Raw genomic sequence first — 21,852 nt, 5'->3', positions numbered from 1 at the left:
GATATTTGTTTTTTGATTACGATACAAATAAACCATACGGTAATGACAACGGTATGTCAGTAGGGTTTGTCTGAACCGGGATTTTTACGATTAAACAGATGGGCGGGATTTTTTTATTTATCCTGATTCTTAAAATCCGAGAATCGTATAAATCAGTTTAATCCCGGTTCAGACTTTTACTCCTCCGAAGTATCTATCACCAGCTTACTCCAGCCTTTGCTGCCGGCGTTTTTGATCTCTTTTTTCATGCTCTCCATGGCTTTTTTTATGCGGCTGCTGTAGGCCCAGCAGGTGCTTTGGCGGATAGAGAGAATCTCGGAGAGTTTGTGCGACGAGATCTTTCCTTTGGTGCTGTACATCAAAAATATCATGTAAAATGCCTTGTTGATGGGGATGCGGGTGTTCTGCAGAATGGTGTAGGCAATAACCGATTCCTCGTACCCGCATTTAGAACAGCGGCGGCTGTAAGGCAAATGCCCGTTACCATAATGGGTGTTACTGCATTTTTTACAGGCGTAGCCGTGTTCCCATTTCAAGTCGGCCAGGAATTTGAAGCAGGTTTCGCGGTCGGGATAGATGCGGCTAAACTCTTCAAAATCTACTTCGGCACTCATCACCCTGTCGTGCGTAACTTTTTCAATATCGTTATGCAGGGTAAGGTTGTCCTTTTCCAGCAGCACGTTCATACGCGAAATTTCTTCTGCTTGCTGTTGCAGCAATTGGTTTACGGCTGTAAGTTCTTCGTTCTGTAGTTCGATAAGGGACGATTTTTCTAATAGTTCGCTGGTACGCTCGGCCACCTGCACTTCCAGGCGCTTGTTCAGCAGGTCTTTCAATTCTTCGTTTTGCTGCAGCTGTTTTATCATACGCTGCTGGGCTGTATCCTTCTCGCGTTTCAGCATCCGCACCCTATCGCCAATAGCGAAGGTGATGAACAGCATCTCCATAATAAAACAAAAACTGAGGCTGTAAAAGTTGAGCGCTGTAACGGGCAGCCACCATAAATTGAGCGCTATAAGCGATTTGATGATAAAACCGGTAAACAAAAAGCTGTAACCAATAACAAAGAAGCGCGCCGGGCGATACCCTTTGTACAGCACGTAACAGCCCGATATAAAAGCTACGGACAGGGGGATGATCTCGATAATTTTATAGGTGAAAAGGGTTTTATCTACCAGCAAACCAATAGCGAAGAAAATAGCCCTGGCGATGATGACGCCATTAAGCACCTTGTTAAAACGTGGCGCGTTCTCCTTTAAACTGAGCAGGCTCTGGGCAAACAGCATAGCAAAGGTGCTGGCCAGGAACAGCGCGATACCGTATGCGTAGTGGTTCCACTGCGGGGCGGTTTGCCACAGGTACTGGTAGGCAATACCATCGGTACACATTTCGTAAAGGCCTATGCTGAGGTTGTAAACAATGTAGTACAGGTACTGACGCTGCCGCATGGCCACAAACATCATGAAGTTGTACAACCCGAAAACCAGGATCATACCATAAAATATGCCGAAGTAAAAGTATTCGTCCAGCGCGTAGCTGATGAACCAGTTTACCGATCGCAGTACGATGATAACGTTGGCCGATTCGTGCGAGCGGAGTTTAAAGTAATAGTAATTCTCGGCCTTAACATCATTGCTGATGTTGAGCGTAAAATTTTTATGCGCGTACATCCGCTGCGAAAAAGGCCGGTTACTGCCCAGCAGCGTGGCGGTATAAGTACCGCCTTTTGCGGGCGAGTATACGGTTATACTATCAATGGTTTGATCAAAAAACTCCAGGATCCAGCTATTTTCGGTAGCTATGCGCTGATCCAGCCGGATGCGGTACCAAAAGGTGGCGCCGGCCTCCTGTATCTGTGGGGTGGGCAATGTATTACTTACAAATTTACTACTATAGCGCGTGCTTACGTCGGCCAGGCTAAGGGCATTGGTGGTATCGCGCAGGTATTCCAGTTCGGCAAAACGGAATACGTGCTGCTTGGCCGTATCTACAACGGGCACCAGGGTTTGCGCAGCAACGGGCAGAGCCATACCGGCCAGCACAACAAAAAGGTATACAAACTGATAGTAACGTCTATACATAAGCGGTATATTTATCATCGTCGCTATTAACTCACCCGGCCATTGCTGCGCTTGGCCACCCTCTCTCCGCAAGCGGAAAGAGGGTAAGCTTCAATAATTTTGACACTTTCTTTACCGAAGGTAGAGAGGGTCGACCAGCGAAGCGTAGTCGGGGTGAGTTAACTCCACGTAATGGGTACAGTTAAAAATTAGGGTTTATAATTCTCCTTGCAATGTAAGCGATTTATAAATTCAAACCTATTAAAGGTACACTATACAGTTTATTTTATGGGCACTTTAAGGCCCAGCGCTTCCATATACCCTTTTTGCGGGATGCTATTGGCAAACTTGCTATTCTCTAAAAAAGCGTAAAGGGCCGCTTTTATTTTGGCCCTGTCGGCAGGGGCGGCTTTGCGGATGTCCTCGAAACTGGCGCGCGGCTTTTCGGTATAGTCGATCACTTCCTGGTAACCATCGGGGATATTGAAGCTCATGAAACCTCTGTCGCTATCCAGTTTTTTGTAGGGCCAGTAATGCCAGCCAATGTTGTTTTCTTCACATACGACGCGGAAATCGTGCACCCATTTATCGGTATTCTCGCCGGTTTCGCCTACGTAGATGGGCACATTGTACTTATCGCGAAAATCGATATATTCCTGTACCACGGCCTTTGTAGCATCCGTCCAGTATTTATGGAAGGTGTAAACGGCTTTGCTATCAAAGGGCCTACCGAAGATCTTAAAATTGCTGTCCCACTGCGCACCGCCGATGAATACGATATGGTTTTTATCAACCGAGCGTACTGCCGCCGTAATTTCTTTGTAGGTTGGCTCCAGGTGGGGGTTTATCTCATCTACCTTAAAATAATGGGCGATGGGCTCGTTCAGCAGGTCGTAGCCTAAAATGATGCTTTCGTTTTTATAGTGATTGGCAATGCGTTTCCAGATGTCGGCGGTTTGCTTGCGGTTGGCCGCGCTAGTGAACAGGAAGGGGTAACCATCGCCATCATCGATATTATCTCCGGTTTGGCCGCCGGGGGCACAGTGCATATCCAGCATTACGTAAAGCTTCTCCTGCTTGCACCAGCCTATCACCCTATCCAGCAGTTCGAAACCGCGGTTGGGGTTGTTCATACCCATATAGCTTTCGCTGGTGAAGAGTTTATAGTTGAAGGGGATACGGATGGAGTTTGCACCCGAAGCCTTGATAAATTTAATATCGGCCTGTGTGATATACGTATCCTGGAATTTCTTCCAGAAAAGCCGCGTTTCTTCGGGACCGATCAGCTCGGTAAAAGCCTGATTAATGAGCCTTTGCGAGTTAACGGCTTTAAACTTAAACATATAGCCTTCGGGTACCAGCCAGTTGCCTAAATTGGTGCCCTTGATAAGGAAGGGTTTGCCATCTGTGCCGATAACTTCTTTGCCGTTTGTGGAGATGAATTTGGGTGCTTGCGCGCGCAGGGTAAAGGCGCAGGTAACGAGCGCCGCAAACAGGATAATTACTTTTTTCATGTTGTGAGATATGAGAGATTGAGATTTTGAGAGATTAGTTGATTGTTTATTATGCACAGCTATCCATAGGCAGATCAGTTGTTTTATAGGTTGAGATGTTTATATTGGTGTATAAGCAACACAAATGTAATGTATTTACATCAGGATATTTAACCGTTTATATTTGCGTTGGCTAATGTATATCCGTAATTTGTTTGCGGCGGGTTTAATTACACTCATGATGAAAAATGTTCGATCGTGTTAATATGATAAGATTTGGCAGGAAGCTATTTTTTGTTGCTTTGTGGTTGATGGCGCTAAGCCCTATCTCCCTAAAGGCGCAAAATTTAAAGGTGGCCATAGCGGCCAACCTGCAGCCGGTAATGAAAGCCCTGCAGGCAGATTTTATGCAGAAAACGGGCATTATTGTGGATGCCATCGCGGGGCCTTCAGGCAATCTCACTACGCAAATTAAGAACGGTGCGCCTTTTGATGTTTTCCTTTCTGCCGATACCGCATTTCCTGACGAACTTTTTAAAAGCGGTTTTGCTACCAAAAAGCCTGTGGTGTATGCATCGGGCACACTCATCATTTGCAGCACCCAACGACTGGATTTTACCAACTGGGCCAAACTGCTGCCCGGCGCATCCATCCAAAAAATAGCCATTGGCAACCCGGCCATTGCCCCCTACGGCAAAGCCGCCGAAGAAGCCTTAAAGCACGAAAAGATCTACGACAAGGTGCAAGATAAAATAGTTTTGGGCGAAAGCATTACCCAGGTGAACACTTACATTACCACAGGCGTGGTGCAGGCCGGTTTTACTACGTTATCATTGGTGAAAGATGCAGCCAACAAAACGCAATTGTACTATAAGATCATCAACCCAAAAACTTACAGCCCTATTGAGCAGGGCATGGTGCTGATAAAACAGCCCAAACCAAACTCCGACGCCGAAAAGTTCTACCGCTATATATTAAGCCCCGCCGCAAAAAAGATCTTCACCCGTTACGGCTACCACGTAAAATAAAACGCAATGGACCTAACCCCCATATGGCTTACCTTAAAACTGGCCGGCATTACCACTTTGGTATTGCTGGCGTTCGGTTTGCCATTGGCCTGGTGGCTCTCCAAAAAGCGGTCGTTTATAAAAATTATCATCGAGGCTATTATTACCATGCCGCTGGTGCTGCCGCCATCGGTGCTGGGCTTTTATTTGCTTCTGGCTTTTAGTCCGCGGCATGGCATTGGCAAATGGCTTCACGATGTGTTTAACCTGCAGTTTGTTTTCAGTTTTGAGGGACTGGTACTGGCATCGGTAATTTACAGTATGCCCTTTATGATCAGCCCCGTAAAATCGGCCTTTCAGCAATTGCCGGCTTCGCTTTCACAGGCCTCTTATACGCTGGGGAAAAGCGAATGGCAAACCTTCAGGCAAGTATTGCTGCCCAATATCAAACCATCGCTGCTCACGGCCATTGTGCTCACCTTTGCGCATACGCTGGGCGAGTTTGGCGTGGTGCTGATGATCGGCGGGAATATACCCGGCGTAACCCGGGTTGCCTCTATAGCCGTTTACGATTCGGTGGAACAAATGGATTATACCTCGGCCAATAACTATTCGCTCGTCCTTTTCGCCATTACTTTTATATTGGTCATCGGCGTATTCATCTACAATAAATACCAGGTAAAAAGCCCTTTGGAATGATCAGCATCGATATAGAAAAAAAGCTAAAGGCCTATAAGGGCGTACAGGTGCTGCGGGTAAAAAAGGAGTTCGCAACAGGCGGCATTGCGCGGATCACCGGGCCATCGGGCGTGGGTAAAACCACGCTGCTTAAAATGATTGCCGGACTGATAACCCCCGATGCTGGTCGCATAGTTGTTGATGACATTACCTGGTTCGATTCCGCGCAAAACATCAGCCTGTCGCCGCAACAGCGGATGCCGGGTTTCGTTTTCCAGGATTACGCGCTGTTCCCCAATATGACGGTGCAGCAGCACCTGGAATATGCCACTAAAGATACCGCCTGGATAAACCGACTTTTAAATATTGGCAAGCTGGAAACCTTTACCACGCATAAACCCGAACACCTTAGCGGCGGGCAGCAGCAGCGCCTGGCCATTTTACGGGCCCTGGCCATTAAACCAAAATTATTGCTGATGGATGAGCCTTTTTCTGCGCTGGATGTGAAAATGAAGGGTGAGCTGATATCAGACCTGCAATCACTGATTAAAGAATTGAAGGCTACGGCATTGACTGTAAGCCACAATCCGCAGGAGTTGGATGGGGTGAGTGGGGATGAGCTGGAGGTAGGGTGATAAAAAATCGCCGCTACCGCGGGTTTCCAACCCGTGGTTTGCATGGCTGAAGCCTTCGGCTTCCGTCAGCTGGAAGCTGACCTGGTGCGCACCAGGAGATACGCTTCGCTAATCTCGCGGCAGCGGAGCGATGAGGAGTGCTACTTCACCTGCCCCACCACTATCTTATCCAAATTATGCAGATACCGGCGGCCGGTTTTTATATCGGCGGCGGAGGTCATTTGCATGCTTTCGGGCATTTTATCGGCGGTGAGGCCATTCTTTTCCATAATGATGTACACGTGGTCGCCCACCGTGGTGTTGTACAGTTCGTTCCAGGAATAAACTACTTTGTAGCCATCTGCGCCGCTGCAAACAAAGTAAAAGCGACTGAGCAGTTTGGGACTGGTGGTTTTGAATTTGGTGTGCGAAAGTATGTCCTTCAGCAAAATGCCTTTTAGTTTATCGTCTTTATGTTTAAAGGCTCCAGTATGGTCGGTAATGTTTATATCGCCTATCTCGCTGATGGTGTATTGCTTCAGCGAATCCATGGTGATCACCGACTCCTTCTCCACCTCGCCCACAATGGCAAATTTGTTAGTTTGCCGGGTTTTCTCTTGCGCCATGGCGCTGCCGGCATAAATAAAAAGCAGTATGGTAAACAGTTTTTTCATGGTTTGGATAGAATAAAAAAAGCTCAAAGCTAACCGGGGTTAACTTGAGCAAATTAGTAAAATAGTTATTTAGTTACAGTAAAGCTGTATTAAAAAGGAAGGGGGCAAAATGCCCCCTTCCCAAAAAGCAAAAACAACCTCCCAATTGTCGTAAGCTTTCCCGCTTTGTCGGGCAGGTAAAGCAAACCTTACAAGTTTTAATTTTTATTCAACTCATCGTTTATGGTTACCTGCATGCGGTTTTTAAAATCGTCATCTAAACGGATATTATTAGCGGCGGGGCTTTTCAACAGCGCTTTTATCATCTCATTTATTTTTCCGCTTTGTTTTACGTACAGCCTGCAGGCCGCGCAGCCATATAGGTGTATCCGCAATTCAATGTGTTCCTTAAATGTTATTTTCCCGGCCATCCGCTTATCGGTAAGATAGGTTGCTTTGCGGCAGTTATATATTATTGCTTTTAATGCGCTCATATCAGATCCAGTTTTTTTGAAGGCAGGCCCTCAGGTTAAGTTTTGCACGATGGATAATTACCCAATAATTGGCTGCGCTTATTTTCAGTTCGGAACAAACGGCATCAGTGGGTTCATCATCCAGGTGCTTCATCGTAAAAACCGATTGCCAAAGGGCGGGCAGTTTCTCCATGCACTTTTTTAGTATACCATTCAATTCTTTGCCTTCCAGTGGGTCGTAATTATCTATACCAAAGGGTTGCGGGGCATACTGCTCTTTCCAGTGCCCGTCGTGCCCATTAAAAAAATCATCTACCTCACCTTCGGCGTTGGCAAGCTCCCGTGTTTTTAAACCCGAGGATCTTTTTCGGTACACATCAATTATTTTATTCTTCAATATGGCCGTTAGCCAGGTACGCTCGCTGCTTTTCCCTTCAAACCGGGACATGGCATTTAAGCCGGCTAAAAAAGTTTCCTGTACCAGGTCCTGCGCCTGTTCCTCATCGTTAACGCGGGTAATGGCGTACATGTACAGGTAATCGGCATAAGCTTTTACCCAGTTCTTAGGGTCGAGCTGATGATCTGTGGGAGGTGATATCATTTCATCTGTCGTTTAAACAATGGCTTTGTCGTTAGGATATGTAAAACCTTACAGCGAGATTTACAATTATTTTGCAATTAGTTACGTATATAAATTAATTCGAGTTCGGGCTAAGCACAAAGTAGCCTCATCCCAACCCTTCTCCTTTGGAGAAGGGCTTATTTGCATCATTTCTGCATTTAAAGTCCTCTCCTTTGGAGAGGATTATTGCATGAAGGCTTCGCCGTTTAGGTGAGGCTATACGAATTTTTATCCCTGGCCCTGTCTAAAAATGTCATCTCAGAACTTGCGTTAAGTTAAAGCATAAACGGAGCAATTATAATTTAAATTTATTTGTAAGGATAATACGCCAACCGCTACTAAGCGGGTAAAATAAAGGATATGAAAACCATAAAGATATTATCAACCGTCGCCATCCTGGTTACCGCGGGCTTAGCTTTGGTAGCGTTTATGAATGCAAAACCAGCTGTGAAAGCGGCAAAGCCGGCTTTTGAAGGCAAAGGCTTCGGGGTTGTAGAGCTTTTTACATCCGAAGGTTGCAGCAGCTGCCCGGCGGCAGACGCGGTAGTTGCCAAAATAGAGAAAGAAAGCGCGGGTAAACCCGTTTATATATTGGCCTACCATGTAGATTACTGGAACCGCCTGGGCTGGAAAGACGTTTTTAGCAGTGCCGATTATTCGCGCAGGCAAAACATTTATGCCAACTGGCTAAACCTCAGCTCGGTTTATACGCCGCAGGTAATTGTAAACGGGCGCAAAGAGTTTGTAGGCTCGCAGGAGGGCACTTTGCGTAATGCCATCAGCGCAGGTATTGGCAAAGTAGGTAAAACCGAATTGACTTTGGATGGACTAAAGGCGAATAACAGCCAGGCCACTCTTAAATACAATGCCGATGCTGCAGGTGCAAACACCTCATTGGTATTGGCGCTGATAGAGAAGAATGCCACAACCGTAGTTAAAGCGGGCGAGAATGGCGGGCGCACTCTGTCGCACGTGCAGATCGTTACCAAAATCAAAAGCATCGCTTTAAACGGCAATAAAACCGGCGAGGCAAACATCGATTTGCCAAAGAATTTTACCGCGCAGAATTACGAAGTAATTGCCTTTGTGCAGAACACGCAGAATGGCGGGATCCTGGCTGCAGGGCGCGCAGCGTTCCCATCCATGAGCGCAAGTAATTAAATTTTGACCCTATTACCTCCCACAAATGAAAGCCATAAAAGAAAAACATTCGCTGCTGATGCGCTGGACGCACTGGGTGAACTTCCCCATCCTCACCATTATGATATGGAGCGGGATGCTTATCTACTGGAGTAACGATGTATACAACATCACCATCTTCGGCCATACGTATTTCAAATTCTTCCCGCAGGGGTTTTACGATTATTTCCATTTTTCCAAACGCCTGTCGGAAGGGATGGCTTTCCACTTTTTGTTTATGTGGTTCTTCGCATTGAATGGAATCGTATATGTTTTATACACCATCATCTCCGGTTCGTGGCGCGAACTGCTGCCCGAACGCAAATCGTTTAAAGAGGCCTGGCTGGTGCTGCTGCACGATCTGCACATCCGTAAAATGGCGCCGCCGCAAAACAAGTATAACGCCGCCCAACGAATTGCTTACACCGCCATTATTGTGATGGGTTTCGGCTCGCTCATCACCGGGCTGGCCATTTATAAGCCGGTGCAGTTTGCCACCATTACCTGGCTATGCGGGGGTTATCACCTGGCCCGTATCCTGCATTTTGCCCTGACGATAGGTTATGTGTTCTTCTTCCTGATCCACATTGTACAGGTTGTTCTGGCCGGCTGGAACAACTTCCGCTCGGTGATCTCCGGCTTCGAAATTGTGAACGAAGAGCCAAAAGCTTTAACCCCCTCAACCCCTGCCGAAGATGGAAAATAACAAGAAACCCAAAAAAGAGCTTACTATCGATCAAAAGATAAAGCGTCGTAATTTTATCTCCTTCGGTGTGTTTGGCGTGATGGGCATCGCGGCGTGGAAAGGCTGGCAATGGCTGTACACCGCCCCAAAAGAAGTGGCCGGCGTTACGGCAGGCGCCAAGGCGCCTCTGCGCCGGGCATTAAACAAAACCGAACTGGCTATGCGTAATTTTTTCAGCAATAACCATTTGGTAAAAACCTACCCCAAATCCATGGCCGCCAAAAACGTACGGCATAACAGCGATATTGGCGTAAAAGGCGGTTTTGTTATTGAGGACTGGAAGCTGCAGGTAATAAAACATACCGGCGAAGTGCTCAATATTACCATCGAACAGATAAAGGCCCTGCCCAAAACCGAAATTGTATACGATTTTAAGTGCGTTGAAGGCTGGGACCAAATCCAATACTGGGGTGGCCTAAAAATGATAGATTTTATGGAGCACTTTGGCCTTGCAGAGGAAACCACGGTGGACTATATGGGCCTGATGACACCCGATAAAGCCTACCAGGTAGGCCTGGATATGCCCAGCGCTATACACCCTCAAACCATACTGGCTTATGAGATGAACGGCAAGCCCATCCCCATGAACCATGGTGCACCGCTAAGATTGATCATCCCGGTAAAATACGGCATTAAAAACCTGAAACGAATAGGCAGCATTACCTTTAGCAATACCCGCCCACCCGATTACTGGGCGCGCAGCGGGTATGATTACTATTCGGGCCTTTAATTTAGGTGAGCAGGCTACTGGATGGTTTTAAGCCAGTCGCTTGCTTCCTCTATCTTATCAAAGGTTTTGTGAGTAATGTCGCCGGTGGATTTTTTAATGGTAAGATCTGCCGAAAGGCGGCTGAAGGTGCTTGGAGAATACACCCAGCCAATATATCGTAATCCGGCTGCTTCGGCCAGCGGGAACCAATCCTTTACCACCCAATCAACCGCATTATCCCAGGTACCCAATACATTGGTGTTATCGTTTAGTATCTTACTGCAGTTGTATGCCGACAGAGCCTCCAGCAATTTAATGCAGCCTGTTTTTACCGAGTGCAGGCTATGGAAGCCTTTCCAATTGGCCAGGATGCAGCCGGCCGCCTCATCGTAATCGATCTCCAGCCCCTGGTTTTTAAATATCGATGCGTGCTTTCCCTTTGGCTTAACTTTGGAGATGTTTGATAGCGGAAACCTCATGCTGAATGTTGTGCCCTTGCCGGGAATACTTTCTACCCAAATGCCGCCGTTGTGTTTGTTTGCTGCCTCAATGATCTTTAAAAACCCCGAACCCAGCTCGCGCGCCACACTTTTTTTGCTGAAGCTTAAAAATATTTTGTTGATCAAATTCTGATCTATTCCTTCCCCGAAATCTCTTACAGATAATACGAGGTTGTTATCTATGATCTGCCTGTCGATAACTACCCGGTTAGCCTTAGGGGAGAATTTTATGGCGTTTTTCACCAGGCTTGTAATCGCAACCGCTATACTTTTACGGTTGCCATAATAAATAAAATCTGTTTTCTTTTTCAGGATCACTTTATGCGTTGCAGCGTTAGGCAGGTTGGCGGCAACTTCATTTAAAAGCCCGTTCAGCGAAAAATCGCCCATCTCGTATTCGGGATCGGTCGGTTCATCATTATAATTCGCCTTGGTGTTTACACTTTTAACAATATCATCCAGTTCGAGGGCGCAGTCGCGGATGAGCTGCAGCGTGTCGGCTATTTCATCGGGCGCCAAAAGCCCCTCGCTAAACAGGCTGGTGAGGCCAAGCAAGCTGGCAATGGGCTTGCGGATGTAATGAGAATTCAAGAACGACAGTTCCGACATCTGCTCTATTTTTTCGAGCAGCCTCTCTTCCATGCGCTGTTTGCTGGTAACATCGTTTATGGTTACAATAATGCCATCGGCCACGGGGTATATATCAATACTAAACCACCTTTGCACCGGCCAAAAGTATTCTGTAAACTGCACACCCTCCAGTTTTTGAAGCGCCCATTCGTAATGGTGGTAAAAATCAGAACCTTTCAATTCGGGGAATACATCCCATAAATTATGGCCTTTTACGTATTCGCGCTTATAGCCTATCAACCTTTCGGATGCCTGATTCCAATAAATAATCCGCGAGTGGTAGTCTAACTGAAAGAAGCCGATCTTGGTTTCTTCCAGGATCTGTTCCAGCTTAAACTCGGTGAAATCCAGGCGGCTCAATATCTCCTTTTTTTCGTCGATATTTTGCGCCACAACCAGCCTCGCGTTAAGATCATTATAAACAAACGGGTACGACATGATCTCCACGTTCAGGATTCTGCCGTTTTTGGCTACGTGCTTAAACTCCCTGTACCTGGTTTTGGTGCCCCGGATATCGGGCAGCACTTTTATCACCAACGGAACATCCTCGGGCAGGCGCAAATCCAGAATAGTTTTGCTTAAAAACTCTTTTTTAGTAAAGCCATACCTTCTTATGGCGGCGCTGTTCACGTCAATTATCCTCAACGAGTCTACATCAAACACCCACATGGGTTGTACGCCCGAATAAAATAAAATGTCAAACTTTCCTGCGGTCATTAGCCATGGTTTAGTTTTGAAGGTAGATCATATCGCGATTATGCCCACGTAAGATACAAACAAAGTAATAAAGCTGTATACGTATAGGGCCCTCCGGATGTTTTTTATCCCGCTTATTTATTTGCATATTGCAGGGTAATGCTGCCCGCTAAACTGCCTCTTTCTAAACAAATAGCTTATGCCTGCGGAATGATAGGCTGGAGCACAATGACCAACATTATTATTGTAATGCTGCCCTATTTTTACCTGCCGCCAAACAACGCGGGGCTAAGGCCGCTTATACCGCAACTTCTGCTTTTTGGGGTAATCAATATCCTCTCGCTCATTACCGCCTCGGGCAGGCTGGTTGATGCCTTTTTCGATCCCTTCATCGCCTCGCTCAGCGATAAAAGCAATAACAAACGCGGCCGCCGCATCCCGTATATGAAATGGGCCATTTTACCCGCCGTTGTGTTTTGCGCGCTCACTTTTTATCCCTGGGTAAAAGGCCTCAGTGTACACAACGCCTGGTGGCTTACAGCAACGCTGGTGTTTTTCTTTATGGGTGCTACGGCATACATTATCCCCTATAATGCCTTGCTGCCCGAGCTTACCAATACCGGTGCCGAGCGGGTAAAACTATCCTCGCTGCAGCAGGTTGGCTTTGTAATTGGTATTATCCTCTCCGCATTGGTGAACAACTTTGCCGATGTGGTAGAAAAGTCCCTCCACATTACCGACCGTGATACTGCCGTGCAATACACCATTTGGGGGCTTGCTTTTTTCTCGGGCCTGGTGATGCTGGTACCGGTGCTGGCTATCAAAGAAAAACGATATTCTAACAGCAAGCCTACGCATTTACCGCTGCTGCCGGCTATCAAAAAAACCTTCGAGAACCGGAATTTTAAGTATTACCTCATCTCCGATTTTTCTTATTACATGGCGCTGAGCATTATCTCCAGCGGCCTGTTGTTTTTTATCACCGTATTGCTAAACCTGCCCGAATCTATGGGCGGCGTACTAATGGGCTCGATGGTGCTTACTTCCCTGTTGTTTTACCCCCTGGTGAATTATCTATCTAAAAAGATAGGTAAAAAGCCCATCGTGCTGTTCTCCTTTGGTTTGTTGAGTTTAATTTTTGTGGCGATATTTTTCTTAGGAAAGGTACCTATCGACCCGAAAGTGCAGATCTACACGCTTGTGCTCAGCGCCTCCTTCCCGCTCGCCTCGCTGGGTATTTTACCGAACGCCATCCTTGCCGAAATTGCTCAGAACGATGCCAGGCGCACCGGCGAAAACAGGGAGGGAATGTTCTTCGCCGTAAAATATTTGTTCGTAAAACTGGGGCAAACGCTGGGTATAGCGCTGTTTGCTTTCCTCACCGTTTATGGTAAAGACCCGGGCAACGATTATGGCCTTCGCCTGAATGGTATCTGCGGATGTGTGCTTTGCCTGCTGGCCATTGTTTTCTTTAGCCGGTTTAGAGAGCGGAGGGAGATTAAGTAGCAGTTGCAAGTTGTTTTGCTATAAAAGACCACCGCTATTTATAGCTGCCACCGCCACTCATAACTGCTACTTTTCAACAACCGTATTTATAAAACGTTCTACCACGTAGGTTGATAACTGCCCACTAGGTCCGTATAAATTATAATCGAAACCGTGCGTGGCCCATGGTAGCTGCAGCAAATAATATTTAACCCCATTTTGCGTAAGTTTTTTAACCAGCCTGGCGCTATGCCCCGGCGATACCAACACATCATTATCGCCATGCAGCAATAGGGTGGGCACCGTTTGCCTGTTTACAAATTCTATGGGCGAACAGGCAATATACTTTTGCGGCACGGCGGGGTAAGCACCGCCAATATAATTCTCCATAACCTTTCGAGAATCCATGATCCATTTACTGGATGGGAGTGCATACCCCCAAACCATATCCACAGGGCCATAAAAATCTATCACGCCTTTTAAGCCGGGTTCCGGCCGGGTATAGGCATATAGCATAGCGATCTGGGCGCCTGCCGAGCGGCCGAGCAATACAAAATTATTGGTATCTATATGCAATTCATCGGCGTGTGCTTTAAGATAGGCAAATGCTTCGGCAACATCTGCAACAGGTGCAGGTGTTTGGTATTTGGGCGCCAGGCGATAGTTGATGGCGGCCACATTGTAGCCTTGCTGTGCCAGGTAGCTGTTTAGTTCGGGCAGTTCGGAGTTATCACCGCCTGCCCAGGAGCCGCCATGCACCGATACGATGCAGGGCCTTTTACCGCTGATGGCCGATGGGTAAAAATTAAGGCTCAGCGGAGCATCTTTACCTGTATTATAAACCAGGGTTTTATAGGCAAGCGCCGGCTTGGTCTTAAACAGTTTAAAAAAACTGAAGGGAGCCTGTGTACTATCGCCATGGATATTGGCGCTGCCAGGGCCAAAAGCTGTTTCAAAATCTTTTTTTAGCGATGAAGCAACGATATAAGAGCGCGCAATTGGTGAGAGGAATAAAACCAGCGCCAGTACACCAATGGCGGTTGATGCCGCCTGGTATTTTTGAAACCAAATACCGGCTATCAGCACTACAGATGTTATCCCGGCGAATAGCAAAGGGAACTCGGTTACACCAACAGCCAGCAGCCATAAATAATAGGCCGGTGCCCTAAACACCGCTAACAACGAAATAAGGAAGAGTACAATGATTATAATAAGCCTGATCATGCGCCGGTTTTGAGAAATAAATAATGGCTTACGATCCATTCGCTGCCTTTTTCAAAGTTCTCTCCTTCGGAAAGAAGAGGGGGAATTAAAAAAATCATCCCACAAAAAAGCCGAACGCCTTTCGGGTTCGGCTTTATCATATTGTTAAGCCTGTAGTTATACCAGGTTAGTTTTAATGTAAGAGTAGCTTTTGGTGATGCTATCAAACGGATCGCCGGGGCAAACATCCTGTTCGTTAAAAAAATAATCTAAACCAGCTTTACCTGCGTGCTTAAAAATATCTTTAAACGGAATAACACCGTTACCCACTTCGGTAAACATTTGTTTAGGGGTGTTATCCATATCCTTTACGTGCCACAGCGGGAAACGACCCGGATTTTCGTTGAAGAGTTTAATAGGATCCTGCTTGGCGCGATAGATCCAGTAAATATCCATCTCCATCTTTACCTTGTCTTTATCAGTAGCACTCAATAAAATTTCGTATGGGTATTTGCCGTCTTCCTGTTTAAATTCAAAATCGTGGTTATGGTAGCAAAGCTGTATGTCCGATTTTTTACAGATGGAGCCCGCAACGTTTAATTTATCGGCAGTTAATTTATAGTTTGCGAGGTTGCCGCGCTCGCCATCAAGCAAATAAGCGCATACCATATATTTCAAACCTACGGCAGCTGCATCGTCAACGGCTTTTTGCCATTCGTTGGCAATAGTGCCTTTAGCATTCGGCATGCCATCGCCAAGCATGTAGTGCCCGCTTACCATTTTAAGCCCATTATCACTTAAAACTTGTTTAAACTCTTCAGGTTCCATGCCGTAAAACTTTTGGGTACCTGTGTAGGTAGCGCCTTCTACGGTGTTAAAGCCTATTTTGCTAATTTTAGCTAAAGTACCCACCGGGTCTTTTGCCATAGCATCGCGCACGGTATATAGTTGTATACCTATGTTTTTTTTATTGCGGGCGTATAAGTTCGGGGCCATTAATAGCCCGGTACCCAATACCGCTGAGGTTTTGAGGAAAGAACGTCTGGAAGTCATGGTACGGTTGTTTAATTGGTTTGTTGTGTAAAAGTAACGCATTCACTATTACAAATCAAATAGACCATACAAATTTTATAAGGTTTAATTAGCTGCCGGGCGCGGCTTGTTTCCTTTATAGCGACTTAGCCTGCGGCGTTGGTCGTTACGACCGCCGCCATGCGGGCGTTCCTGTGCAACATGCTCAATGCCTTTCAGTTCTTCGGGCAATTCCTTCTGGGCTACTTCGCGGCTTATCAACTGCTCAATGCTCTTCAGTTTCTTCAGGTCGCGGTCGTTCACAAAGGTAATTGCGGTGCCGGTTGTTGCGGCGCGTGCAGTACGGCCTATACGGTGTACATAATCCTCGGCATCGCCGGGTACGTCGTAATTTATAACCAGGTCTATCCCTTCCACATCAATACCGCGCGATAAGGCATCGGTACCAATAATAACCGGTAGTTGTTTGTTTTTAAAGCGGAGCAGAATTTCTTCGCGCTCGTTCTGCTGCAGATCTGAGTGGAATGCGGCAACATTCAAATGCGCCTGCTTCAATTCTTTATAAAGCGACTTTACAATTTCCTTACGGGATGCGAAGATGATGGAGCTTAAGTAGCCGCCATCTTTTAAAAGCATTTTAAGTAAAGGTGTTTTTTGCCCGTCGTGCAGGCGGTAAACCTGTTGATCTATCCCGGCTGCGGGCTGCGATATAGCGATGTTGATCTGCTGCGGGTCGGTTAAAATAGCTTTAGCCAGATTACGGATCCTGCCCGGCATCGTAGCCGAAAACAAAAGCGTTTGGCGTTTTTTAGGCAGGTAGCTAATGATGCGCATAATATCATCGCTGAAACCCATATCCAGCATCCGGTCGGCTTCGTCTAAAACCAAATGGGTAATATGGTTGAATTTAAGCACGCCCGATGTAAGGTGGGCTATCAGCCTGCCTGGTGTAGCAATAATAATATTTACGCTGTTTTGGATGCCGCGGCGCTGCTGCTCGTAAGCCATACCGTCGCCGCCGCCGAAAACGGCCTGCGAGCTGATGCCGGTAAAATAGGCAAGCCCTTCTACCTGCTGATCTATCTGCTGTGCAAGCTCGCGCGTTGGGGCAAGCACTAAGGCCGTAGTTTGATGAGTGTTAGCGTTGGCTATAAAATTTAAAACCGGTAGTAAATACGATGCGGTTTTACCTGTACCGGTTTGGGCACAGGCGATGAGGTCGTCGCCATTCATAATAACCGGGATGGTCATTTCCTGTATGGGGGTAGCCTTGGTGTAACCCATGCTTAGTACGCCTTCTAATAATTGTTCGTTGAAATTAAAATCCTGAAAAGTCACTATATGTTGTAAGTAAATTATGCAAGGTATGCATTTTGTTTTTAAAAAGGCGTAAATATCATAATGTCAGTATTAAGTCTGTTTTGGATTGATGACAAAAATACCATCATTCCATACGTTGTTGCAACCTTAATTTGCAATAATTAATTTTTTTACGCCCCCGTTAACTCGTCATAATGCTTCCCTTTACTATTTTCCGTTCTAAAATATTTTTGGCCCTGGTTTTTTTAATATCCATCGCACCGGCAAAAAGCTTCGCCAATTATGCCAGCACAATGGCAGATACCATTTTAGTTAATGGCGTACCTATACGCCAGGATACCATCACCTCGCTGATAGCCTGCCGCCTCATCAACCGCGACTTTAACGATATCTATGTACAAAACCTCCGTTCATCGTTCTTCGGGCAGGAATTTTTTCAACCCATAAAAACCCAGTTAGTTGCCGATGTGGTAGGCAATTTTGTGGTGTACAATACACCCAAATCGCGCCTGTTTGTAAACGCCTTTACCCGGGTGAAGATCCGGCTGCTGAATACGCCTGGTGCGCCGGTAAAATCACCCAGCTATATACCCGGCATCCAGTTATTTTATCGCCTGAACAATAATGTTTATAACCCGAAATTTTTATCGGGTGGTTATACTCATCACTCTAACGGTGTACGCGGGCCCACCCAGCTGCCTGATGGTAGCTTTAATGTAGATAGCGGCAAGTTCTCTACCAATTTTTATACGCTTAATTATACCGTGGGCAAGCGCACCGATAAACCCAATATGGTTATCAACCAATACAAAACCATCGGGCTGGAAGTGCATAGCGGGCTGTTTGGATTAGGTGCCGCCGAGGGCTTGCCGGGCCATTACGGCTGGATACGGGTAAACGGCACCTATATGATAAACCTGGCCAAAGCTTACGAAGACCCCATCAGAAACGGCCATAAACTGTTTGCCAACTGGCAGCGCCTGCAGTTTGATTTTACCTACATTGCCGATAAGTACAATAATTACAATGCACAGAATCTCAAAAAACGACTGAACGTGAGCCTTAAATATTATTATCATTTACCGTTCCTGCAGGATGTGTCGGTTATGGCAGGTGGCGGCTATCGCGGGCAGGACGATTATAACATCTCTTTCCAAAGCAGCTACGGCTACGGCATGATCGGGTTGGCTTCTGGGCTTTCGTTTTTACTGAACAGATAGGTTCGCCTCACCTAAACGGCGAAGCCCTCATGAAATAATCCTCTCCAAAGGAGAGGACTTGAAAAAAATTCTTAAACCCTCTCCTTTGGAGAGGGCAGGGTGAGGCTTCTTAAGCATTTTGCCTGCGTCTCTTCCCCCACTGTAATTTTTTTGATTGATTAAGCGTTAAAGTAGCATCAACCAAAATAAATATTACTTTTACTACCCAAACAATAACAAAAAAGCAGGCATACCGCGCTGCTAAAACGAATCACTATGAAAAAATTAATTTTAAGCGCTTTAGCTTTATCGGCCATTAGCTATACCGCTTCGGCGCAAAAAGAAGTTAAATTATTTGATGGTAAAACCACCACCGGCTGGCACGCTTATAACAAAACCGGCGCAGGCTCATGGAGTGTTGTAGATGGAGCTTTGCAGCTCGATCCAACATCGCACGAAGCATCTGACCTGCTTACCGACGGCGAATACGAAAACTATGAATTAACTATCGACTGGAAAATTGCCGAGGGCGGTAACAGCGGTATCATTTTTGGCGTACACGAGGATCCATCGTTAAACGCTACCTACCTTACCGGCGTTGAGATGCAGGTTTTAGATAACGTAAAAGCAGAAGACAATAAAAAGCCGAGCCATTTGGCAGGTAGCTTATATGATATGAAACCGGCACCCGCCACCGCGGCAAAACCGGCAGGCGAGTGGAATAAAGTAAAAATACGTAAACAGAATGGGCAGCTTACCTTTTGGCTGAATGGCGTGGAAACTGTTAACGTACTAATAGGCAGCCCGGAGTGGACAGAAATGCTGAACAACAGCAAATTTAAAACATGGGAAGGCTTTGCAAAATACCCTAAAGGCCACATTGCTTTGCAGGGCCACGGCGCTGTTGTAGCTTACAAAAACATCAAATTAAAACAATTATAAGCCGCGGCTTCATCAACCCATAAGCGAAATATTTTTTCAATGGAAGATTTGCAGATCAAAAAGTCGGGCACTACTTACGATGTGGTAGTGGTAGGCTCGGGCGCGGGCGGCGGTATGGCGGCATACGTGCTGGCCAACGCGGGTGTTAAAGTTTTACTACTGGAAGCCGGCCCTTTTTTCGACCCTCAGAAAGATTCGCAGCAACTGCGCTGGCCCTGGGAATCGGCGCGCAGGGGTGCGAGCAGTACCCGCCCCTTCGGCGATTTTGATGCCGCCTTTGGCGGATGGGACATTGATGGCGAACCCTACACCACAAAAGATAAAACTGAATTCTACTGGTTCCGCTCGCGGATGCTCGGTGGCCGAACCAACCACTGGGGCCGCATCTCGCTAAGAATGGGTCCGCAGGATTTTCAGCCTACGGACGGACTTACCGATCCGTGGCCGATAACCTACGACGACGTAAAACCTTTTTACGATAAAGTCGACCGCCTGATAGGCATCTATGGCACTAAAGAAGGCTTAGAGAACGAACCGGATGGCATTTTCCTTCCGCCGCCAAAACCGCGTTTAAACGAACTGTTCATCACACAAGGCGCGCGCAAGGCTGGTGTAAAAGTTATCCCGGGCCGTGGCTCGGTACTTACCGAGGCTTTACCGGGTAATAAAGATCGTGGTGCCTGTTTCTTCTGCGGGCAATGCGGCCGCAGCTGTAAAATTTACGGTGATTTCTCGGCATCATCCTGCCTGGTTATCCCGGCTATAAAAACCGGCAATTTAAAGGTGATCACCAACGCCATGGTGCGCGAGATCCTTACCGATAAGGATGGCCTTGCAACCGGCGTATCGTACGTAAATAAAGAGGACATGCAGGAGTATCAGGTAAACGCCAAAACGGTGGTGCTTGGCGCCAGCGCGGGCGAATCTGCACGCATCCTGCTCAATTCCAAATCAAGTGCCCACCCGGGCGGTTTGGCCAACAGCAGCGGCGTGGTTGGTAAATATTTGCATGATTCTACGGGTTCCAGCGCGGGAGGTTTTCTGCCGCAACTACTGGATCGCAAGCGTTACAACGAAGACGGCGTAGGCAGCGTACACATCTACTCACCATGGTGGCTGGATAATAAAAAACTAAATTTCCCCCGCGGCTACCACATCGAATACGGTGGCGGCTTGCACATGCCGTCGTATGGTTTCGGCTTCGGCATGCATAAAATGAACGGAATGGTGCCCGATAGGGATGGCAAACCAAAAGAAGCAGGCGGCTACGGCGCTTCGCTAAAAGATGATTACCGCCGTTTTTACGGCACACAAGTGGGCATGGCCGGCCGTGGTACTGCCATAGCGCGCGCCGATAACTATTGCGAGATAGACCCTAACGTGGTTGATAAATTCGGCATCCCGGTGCTGCGTTTCCATTACAACTGGACCACCGACGAGATAAACCAGGCCAAACACATGCAGGATACCTTTGAGGAGGTATTGCACAACATGGGCGCCATACACGGCACCAAGCAAGGCCCCGAAACCAATTACGGTTTAGAAGCACCGGGCAAGATCATCCACGAGGTAGGCACCATCCGTATGGGCGATGACCCATCAAAATCGGCCCTGAACAAATATTGCCAGGCGCACGATTGTAAGAACCTTTTTGTGGTGGATGCCGCCCCGTTTGTACAGCAGGGCGATAAAAACGCTACCTGGACCATCCTGGCCCTGAGCATGCGCACCGCGGAATATATTTTGGCTCAACGTAAAAAACTTAACGTATAACGCATCATGAACAGACGCGACTCCTTAAAAGCACTTGGAATTGGCACCCTATCGGCAACCGTATTGCTGGAAGCCTGCAAAACGCCTGATAAAAACACACCCGAAACCGCCGAAACGATTGCCGGGGGCACCCCGGGCCGCCAGCCCGAAGAACTGGAGCGGGAAAAGAAACTGCTTGCCGATAAGTTTTTTACCGAACACGAGATGGCCACCATCACCGTGCTGGCGAATATCATTATCCCCAAAGACGCAAAATCGGGCAGTGCATCTGATGCCAAGGTGCCTGAGTTTATCGAATTTATTGTAAAAGACATCCCAGATCATCAGCTGCCGATGCGCGGCGGTTTACGCTGGTTGGATGTACAGGCACTTAACCGCTACGGCAAAACCTTTGTGGCGAGTTCTTCTGCCCAGCAGATAGAAATGGTTGACCAGATAGCCTACCCGGCGAAAGCCAAACCCGAAATGCAGCAGGGCGTAGCCTTTTTTAACCGCATGCGCGATCTTACCGCAACCGGTTTCTTCACTACCGAAATGGGGGTAAAAGATCTTGGCTTCGCCGGTAACTCACCCAATAAATGGGTAGGGGTGCCTGCCGATGTATTGAAGCAGTACGGATTGGAAAATTTGGTGGTATAATTGCGCTCGAGATAGCAAAAGGGTTAACATAACTTAACATAATTCAAATCGAAATTAACTCAACTATTTGATAGTCAATATATTGACGTTTTATCTGGGTTAACATAGATGAGGAGGCTAATTGCCTGTTGGTTAATACTTCCTATAGGCTAAAAGCATAGTAGCTTTTGATAACCGGACATACCTGCAGATGCACAAAA

20 protein-coding genes are annotated in these 21,852 nt (G+C 46.9%); 11 read left to right on the top strand and 9 right to left on the bottom strand.

The window, feature by feature from the left end; translation table 11 throughout:
• Positions 1–176 precede the first annotated feature (176 nt).
• Positions 177–2,081 carry a 7TM diverse intracellular signaling domain-containing protein gene (locus tag IDJ77_RS07800; protein WP_191188376.1) on the bottom strand — a complete coding sequence of 635 codons (1,905 nt, stop codon included), beginning with the start codon at positions 2,079–2,081 and terminating at the stop codon, positions 177–179.
• 260 nt (positions 2,082–2,341) lie between these two features.
• Entirely contained in the window at positions 2,342–3,574 is a 1,233-nt protein-coding gene (locus IDJ77_RS07795; RefSeq protein ID WP_191188375.1) for a glycoside hydrolase family 5 protein, read from the bottom strand.
• 245 nt (positions 3,575–3,819) lie between these two features.
• On the opposite strand from IDJ77_RS07795, the gene modA reads away from it, so the two are divergent.
• Genes modA through IDJ77_RS07780 form a run of 3 tightly spaced genes read left to right on the top strand, consistent with a single transcriptional unit; the run spans position 3,820 to position 5,873 of the window.
• Positions 3,820–4,581: a molybdate ABC transporter substrate-binding protein gene (modA, locus tag IDJ77_RS07790; protein ID WP_224751003.1), complete on the top strand. Its 762-nt coding sequence runs from the start codon at positions 3,820–3,822 to the stop codon at positions 4,579–4,581.
• A gap of 6 nt (positions 4,582–4,587) precedes the next feature.
• The gene (gene modB / locus IDJ77_RS07785; protein ID WP_191188374.1) at positions 4,588–5,259 is read left to right on the top strand and encodes a molybdate ABC transporter permease subunit; all 672 of its coding nucleotides are present in this window, start codon (positions 4,588–4,590) and stop codon (positions 5,257–5,259) included.
• Complete coding sequence (locus tag IDJ77_RS07780; protein ID WP_191188373.1) at positions 5,256–5,873, top strand: ATP-binding cassette domain-containing protein; 618 nt, start codon at positions 5,256–5,258, stop codon at positions 5,871–5,873. Before modB ends, IDJ77_RS07780 begins: the two co-directional genes overlap by 4 nt.
• A gap of 140 nt (positions 5,874–6,013) precedes the next feature.
• Here IDJ77_RS07780 and IDJ77_RS07775 read toward each other — a convergent pair whose 3' ends face one another.
• From IDJ77_RS07775 to IDJ77_RS07765, 3 genes are all read right to left on the bottom strand, one after another.
• Positions 6,014–6,526: a molybdopterin-binding protein gene (locus IDJ77_RS07775; protein WP_191188372.1), complete on the bottom strand. Its 513-nt coding sequence runs from the start codon at positions 6,524–6,526 to the stop codon at positions 6,014–6,016.
• Positions 6,527–6,723: 197 nt separating this feature from the next.
• Entirely contained in the window at positions 6,724–6,999 is a 276-nt protein-coding gene (locus IDJ77_RS07770) for a hypothetical protein (RefSeq protein ID WP_191188371.1), read from the bottom strand.
• Position 7,000: 1 nt separating this feature from the next.
• Entirely contained in the window at positions 7,001–7,579 is a 579-nt protein-coding gene (locus tag IDJ77_RS07765; RefSeq protein ID WP_191188370.1) for a sigma-70 family RNA polymerase sigma factor, read from the bottom strand.
• A gap of 381 nt (positions 7,580–7,960) precedes the next feature.
• On the opposite strand from IDJ77_RS07765, the gene IDJ77_RS07760 reads away from it, so the two are divergent.
• From IDJ77_RS07760 to IDJ77_RS07750, 3 genes are read left to right on the top strand one after another with little or no spacing between them, the layout of a single operon-like run.
• Positions 7,961–8,761, top strand: a complete 801-nt coding sequence (locus IDJ77_RS07760) for a DUF1223 domain-containing protein (RefSeq protein ID WP_191188369.1) — start codon at positions 7,961–7,963, stop codon at positions 8,759–8,761.
• 25 nt (positions 8,762–8,786) lie between these two features.
• The gene (locus IDJ77_RS07755; RefSeq protein WP_191188368.1) at positions 8,787–9,485 is read left to right on the top strand and encodes a cytochrome b/b6 domain-containing protein; all 699 of its coding nucleotides are present in this window, start codon (positions 8,787–8,789) and stop codon (positions 9,483–9,485) included.
• Positions 9,475–10,254 carry a molybdopterin-dependent oxidoreductase gene (locus tag IDJ77_RS07750; RefSeq protein ID WP_191188367.1) on the top strand — a complete coding sequence of 260 codons (780 nt, stop codon included), beginning with the start codon at positions 9,475–9,477 and terminating at the stop codon, positions 10,252–10,254. The genes IDJ77_RS07755 and IDJ77_RS07750 overlap by 11 nt, the downstream gene beginning before the upstream one ends.
• A gap of 14 nt (positions 10,255–10,268) precedes the next feature.
• Here IDJ77_RS07750 and IDJ77_RS07745 read toward each other — a convergent pair whose 3' ends face one another.
• The gene (locus tag IDJ77_RS07745; RefSeq protein ID WP_191188366.1) at positions 10,269–12,080 is read right to left on the bottom strand and encodes a PAS domain-containing sensor histidine kinase; all 1,812 of its coding nucleotides are present in this window, start codon (positions 12,078–12,080) and stop codon (positions 10,269–10,271) included.
• Between the two features lie 138 nt (positions 12,081–12,218).
• Here IDJ77_RS07745 and IDJ77_RS07740 point away from each other — a divergent pair, with 138 nt between their 5' ends.
• Positions 12,219–13,565, top strand: a complete 1,347-nt coding sequence (locus tag IDJ77_RS07740; protein ID WP_191188365.1) for an MFS transporter — start codon at positions 12,219–12,221, stop codon at positions 13,563–13,565.
• A 66-nt stretch (positions 13,566–13,631) separates the two neighbouring features.
• On the opposite strand, the gene IDJ77_RS07735 is transcribed toward IDJ77_RS07740, so the two are convergent.
• The 3 genes from IDJ77_RS07735 to IDJ77_RS07725 all read right to left on the bottom strand — a co-directional run bounded on the left by IDJ77_RS07735 (position 13,632) and on the right by IDJ77_RS07725 (position 17,117).
• Positions 13,632–14,768 (bottom strand): alpha/beta hydrolase, encoded by a 1,137-nt coding sequence (locus IDJ77_RS07735; RefSeq protein WP_191188364.1) that lies wholly within the window; start codon positions 14,766–14,768, stop codon positions 13,632–13,634.
• Between the two features lie 156 nt (positions 14,769–14,924).
• Entirely contained in the window at positions 14,925–15,800 is an 876-nt protein-coding gene (locus tag IDJ77_RS07730; RefSeq protein ID WP_191188363.1) for a TIM barrel protein, read from the bottom strand.
• An 84-nt stretch (positions 15,801–15,884) separates the two neighbouring features.
• Positions 15,885–17,117 (bottom strand): DEAD/DEAH box helicase, encoded by a 1,233-nt coding sequence (locus IDJ77_RS07725; RefSeq protein WP_191188362.1) that lies wholly within the window; start codon positions 17,115–17,117, stop codon positions 15,885–15,887.
• A 176-nt stretch (positions 17,118–17,293) separates the two neighbouring features.
• On the opposite strand from IDJ77_RS07725, the gene IDJ77_RS07720 reads away from it, so the two are divergent.
• The 4 genes from IDJ77_RS07720 (at position 17,294) to IDJ77_RS07705 (ending at position 21,652) form a co-directional block, all read left to right on the top strand.
• A complete protein-coding gene (locus tag IDJ77_RS07720) occupies positions 17,294–18,319 on the top strand; it encodes a hypothetical protein (RefSeq protein WP_191188361.1) in 1,026 nt (341 codons plus the stop codon).
• 255 nt (positions 18,320–18,574) lie between these two features.
• Positions 18,575–19,240: a 3-keto-disaccharide hydrolase gene (locus tag IDJ77_RS07715; protein WP_191188360.1), complete on the top strand. Its 666-nt coding sequence runs from the start codon at positions 18,575–18,577 to the stop codon at positions 19,238–19,240.
• Between the two features lie 39 nt (positions 19,241–19,279).
• A complete protein-coding gene (locus IDJ77_RS07710) occupies positions 19,280–21,013 on the top strand; it encodes a GMC family oxidoreductase (RefSeq protein WP_191188359.1) in 1,734 nt (577 codons plus the stop codon).
• Between the two features lie 6 nt (positions 21,014–21,019).
• Entirely contained in the window at positions 21,020–21,652 is a 633-nt protein-coding gene (locus tag IDJ77_RS07705) for a gluconate 2-dehydrogenase subunit 3 family protein (RefSeq protein WP_191188358.1), read from the top strand.
• Positions 21,653–21,852 lie beyond the last annotated feature (200 nt).

Origin of the sequence: Mucilaginibacter pankratovii (genome assembly GCF_014773265.1) — a bacterium.
Classification (GTDB): domain Bacteria; phylum Bacteroidota; class Bacteroidia; order Sphingobacteriales; family Sphingobacteriaceae; genus Mucilaginibacter; species Mucilaginibacter pankratovii.
This window is presented reverse-complemented; position numbering and strand designations above follow the sequence as displayed.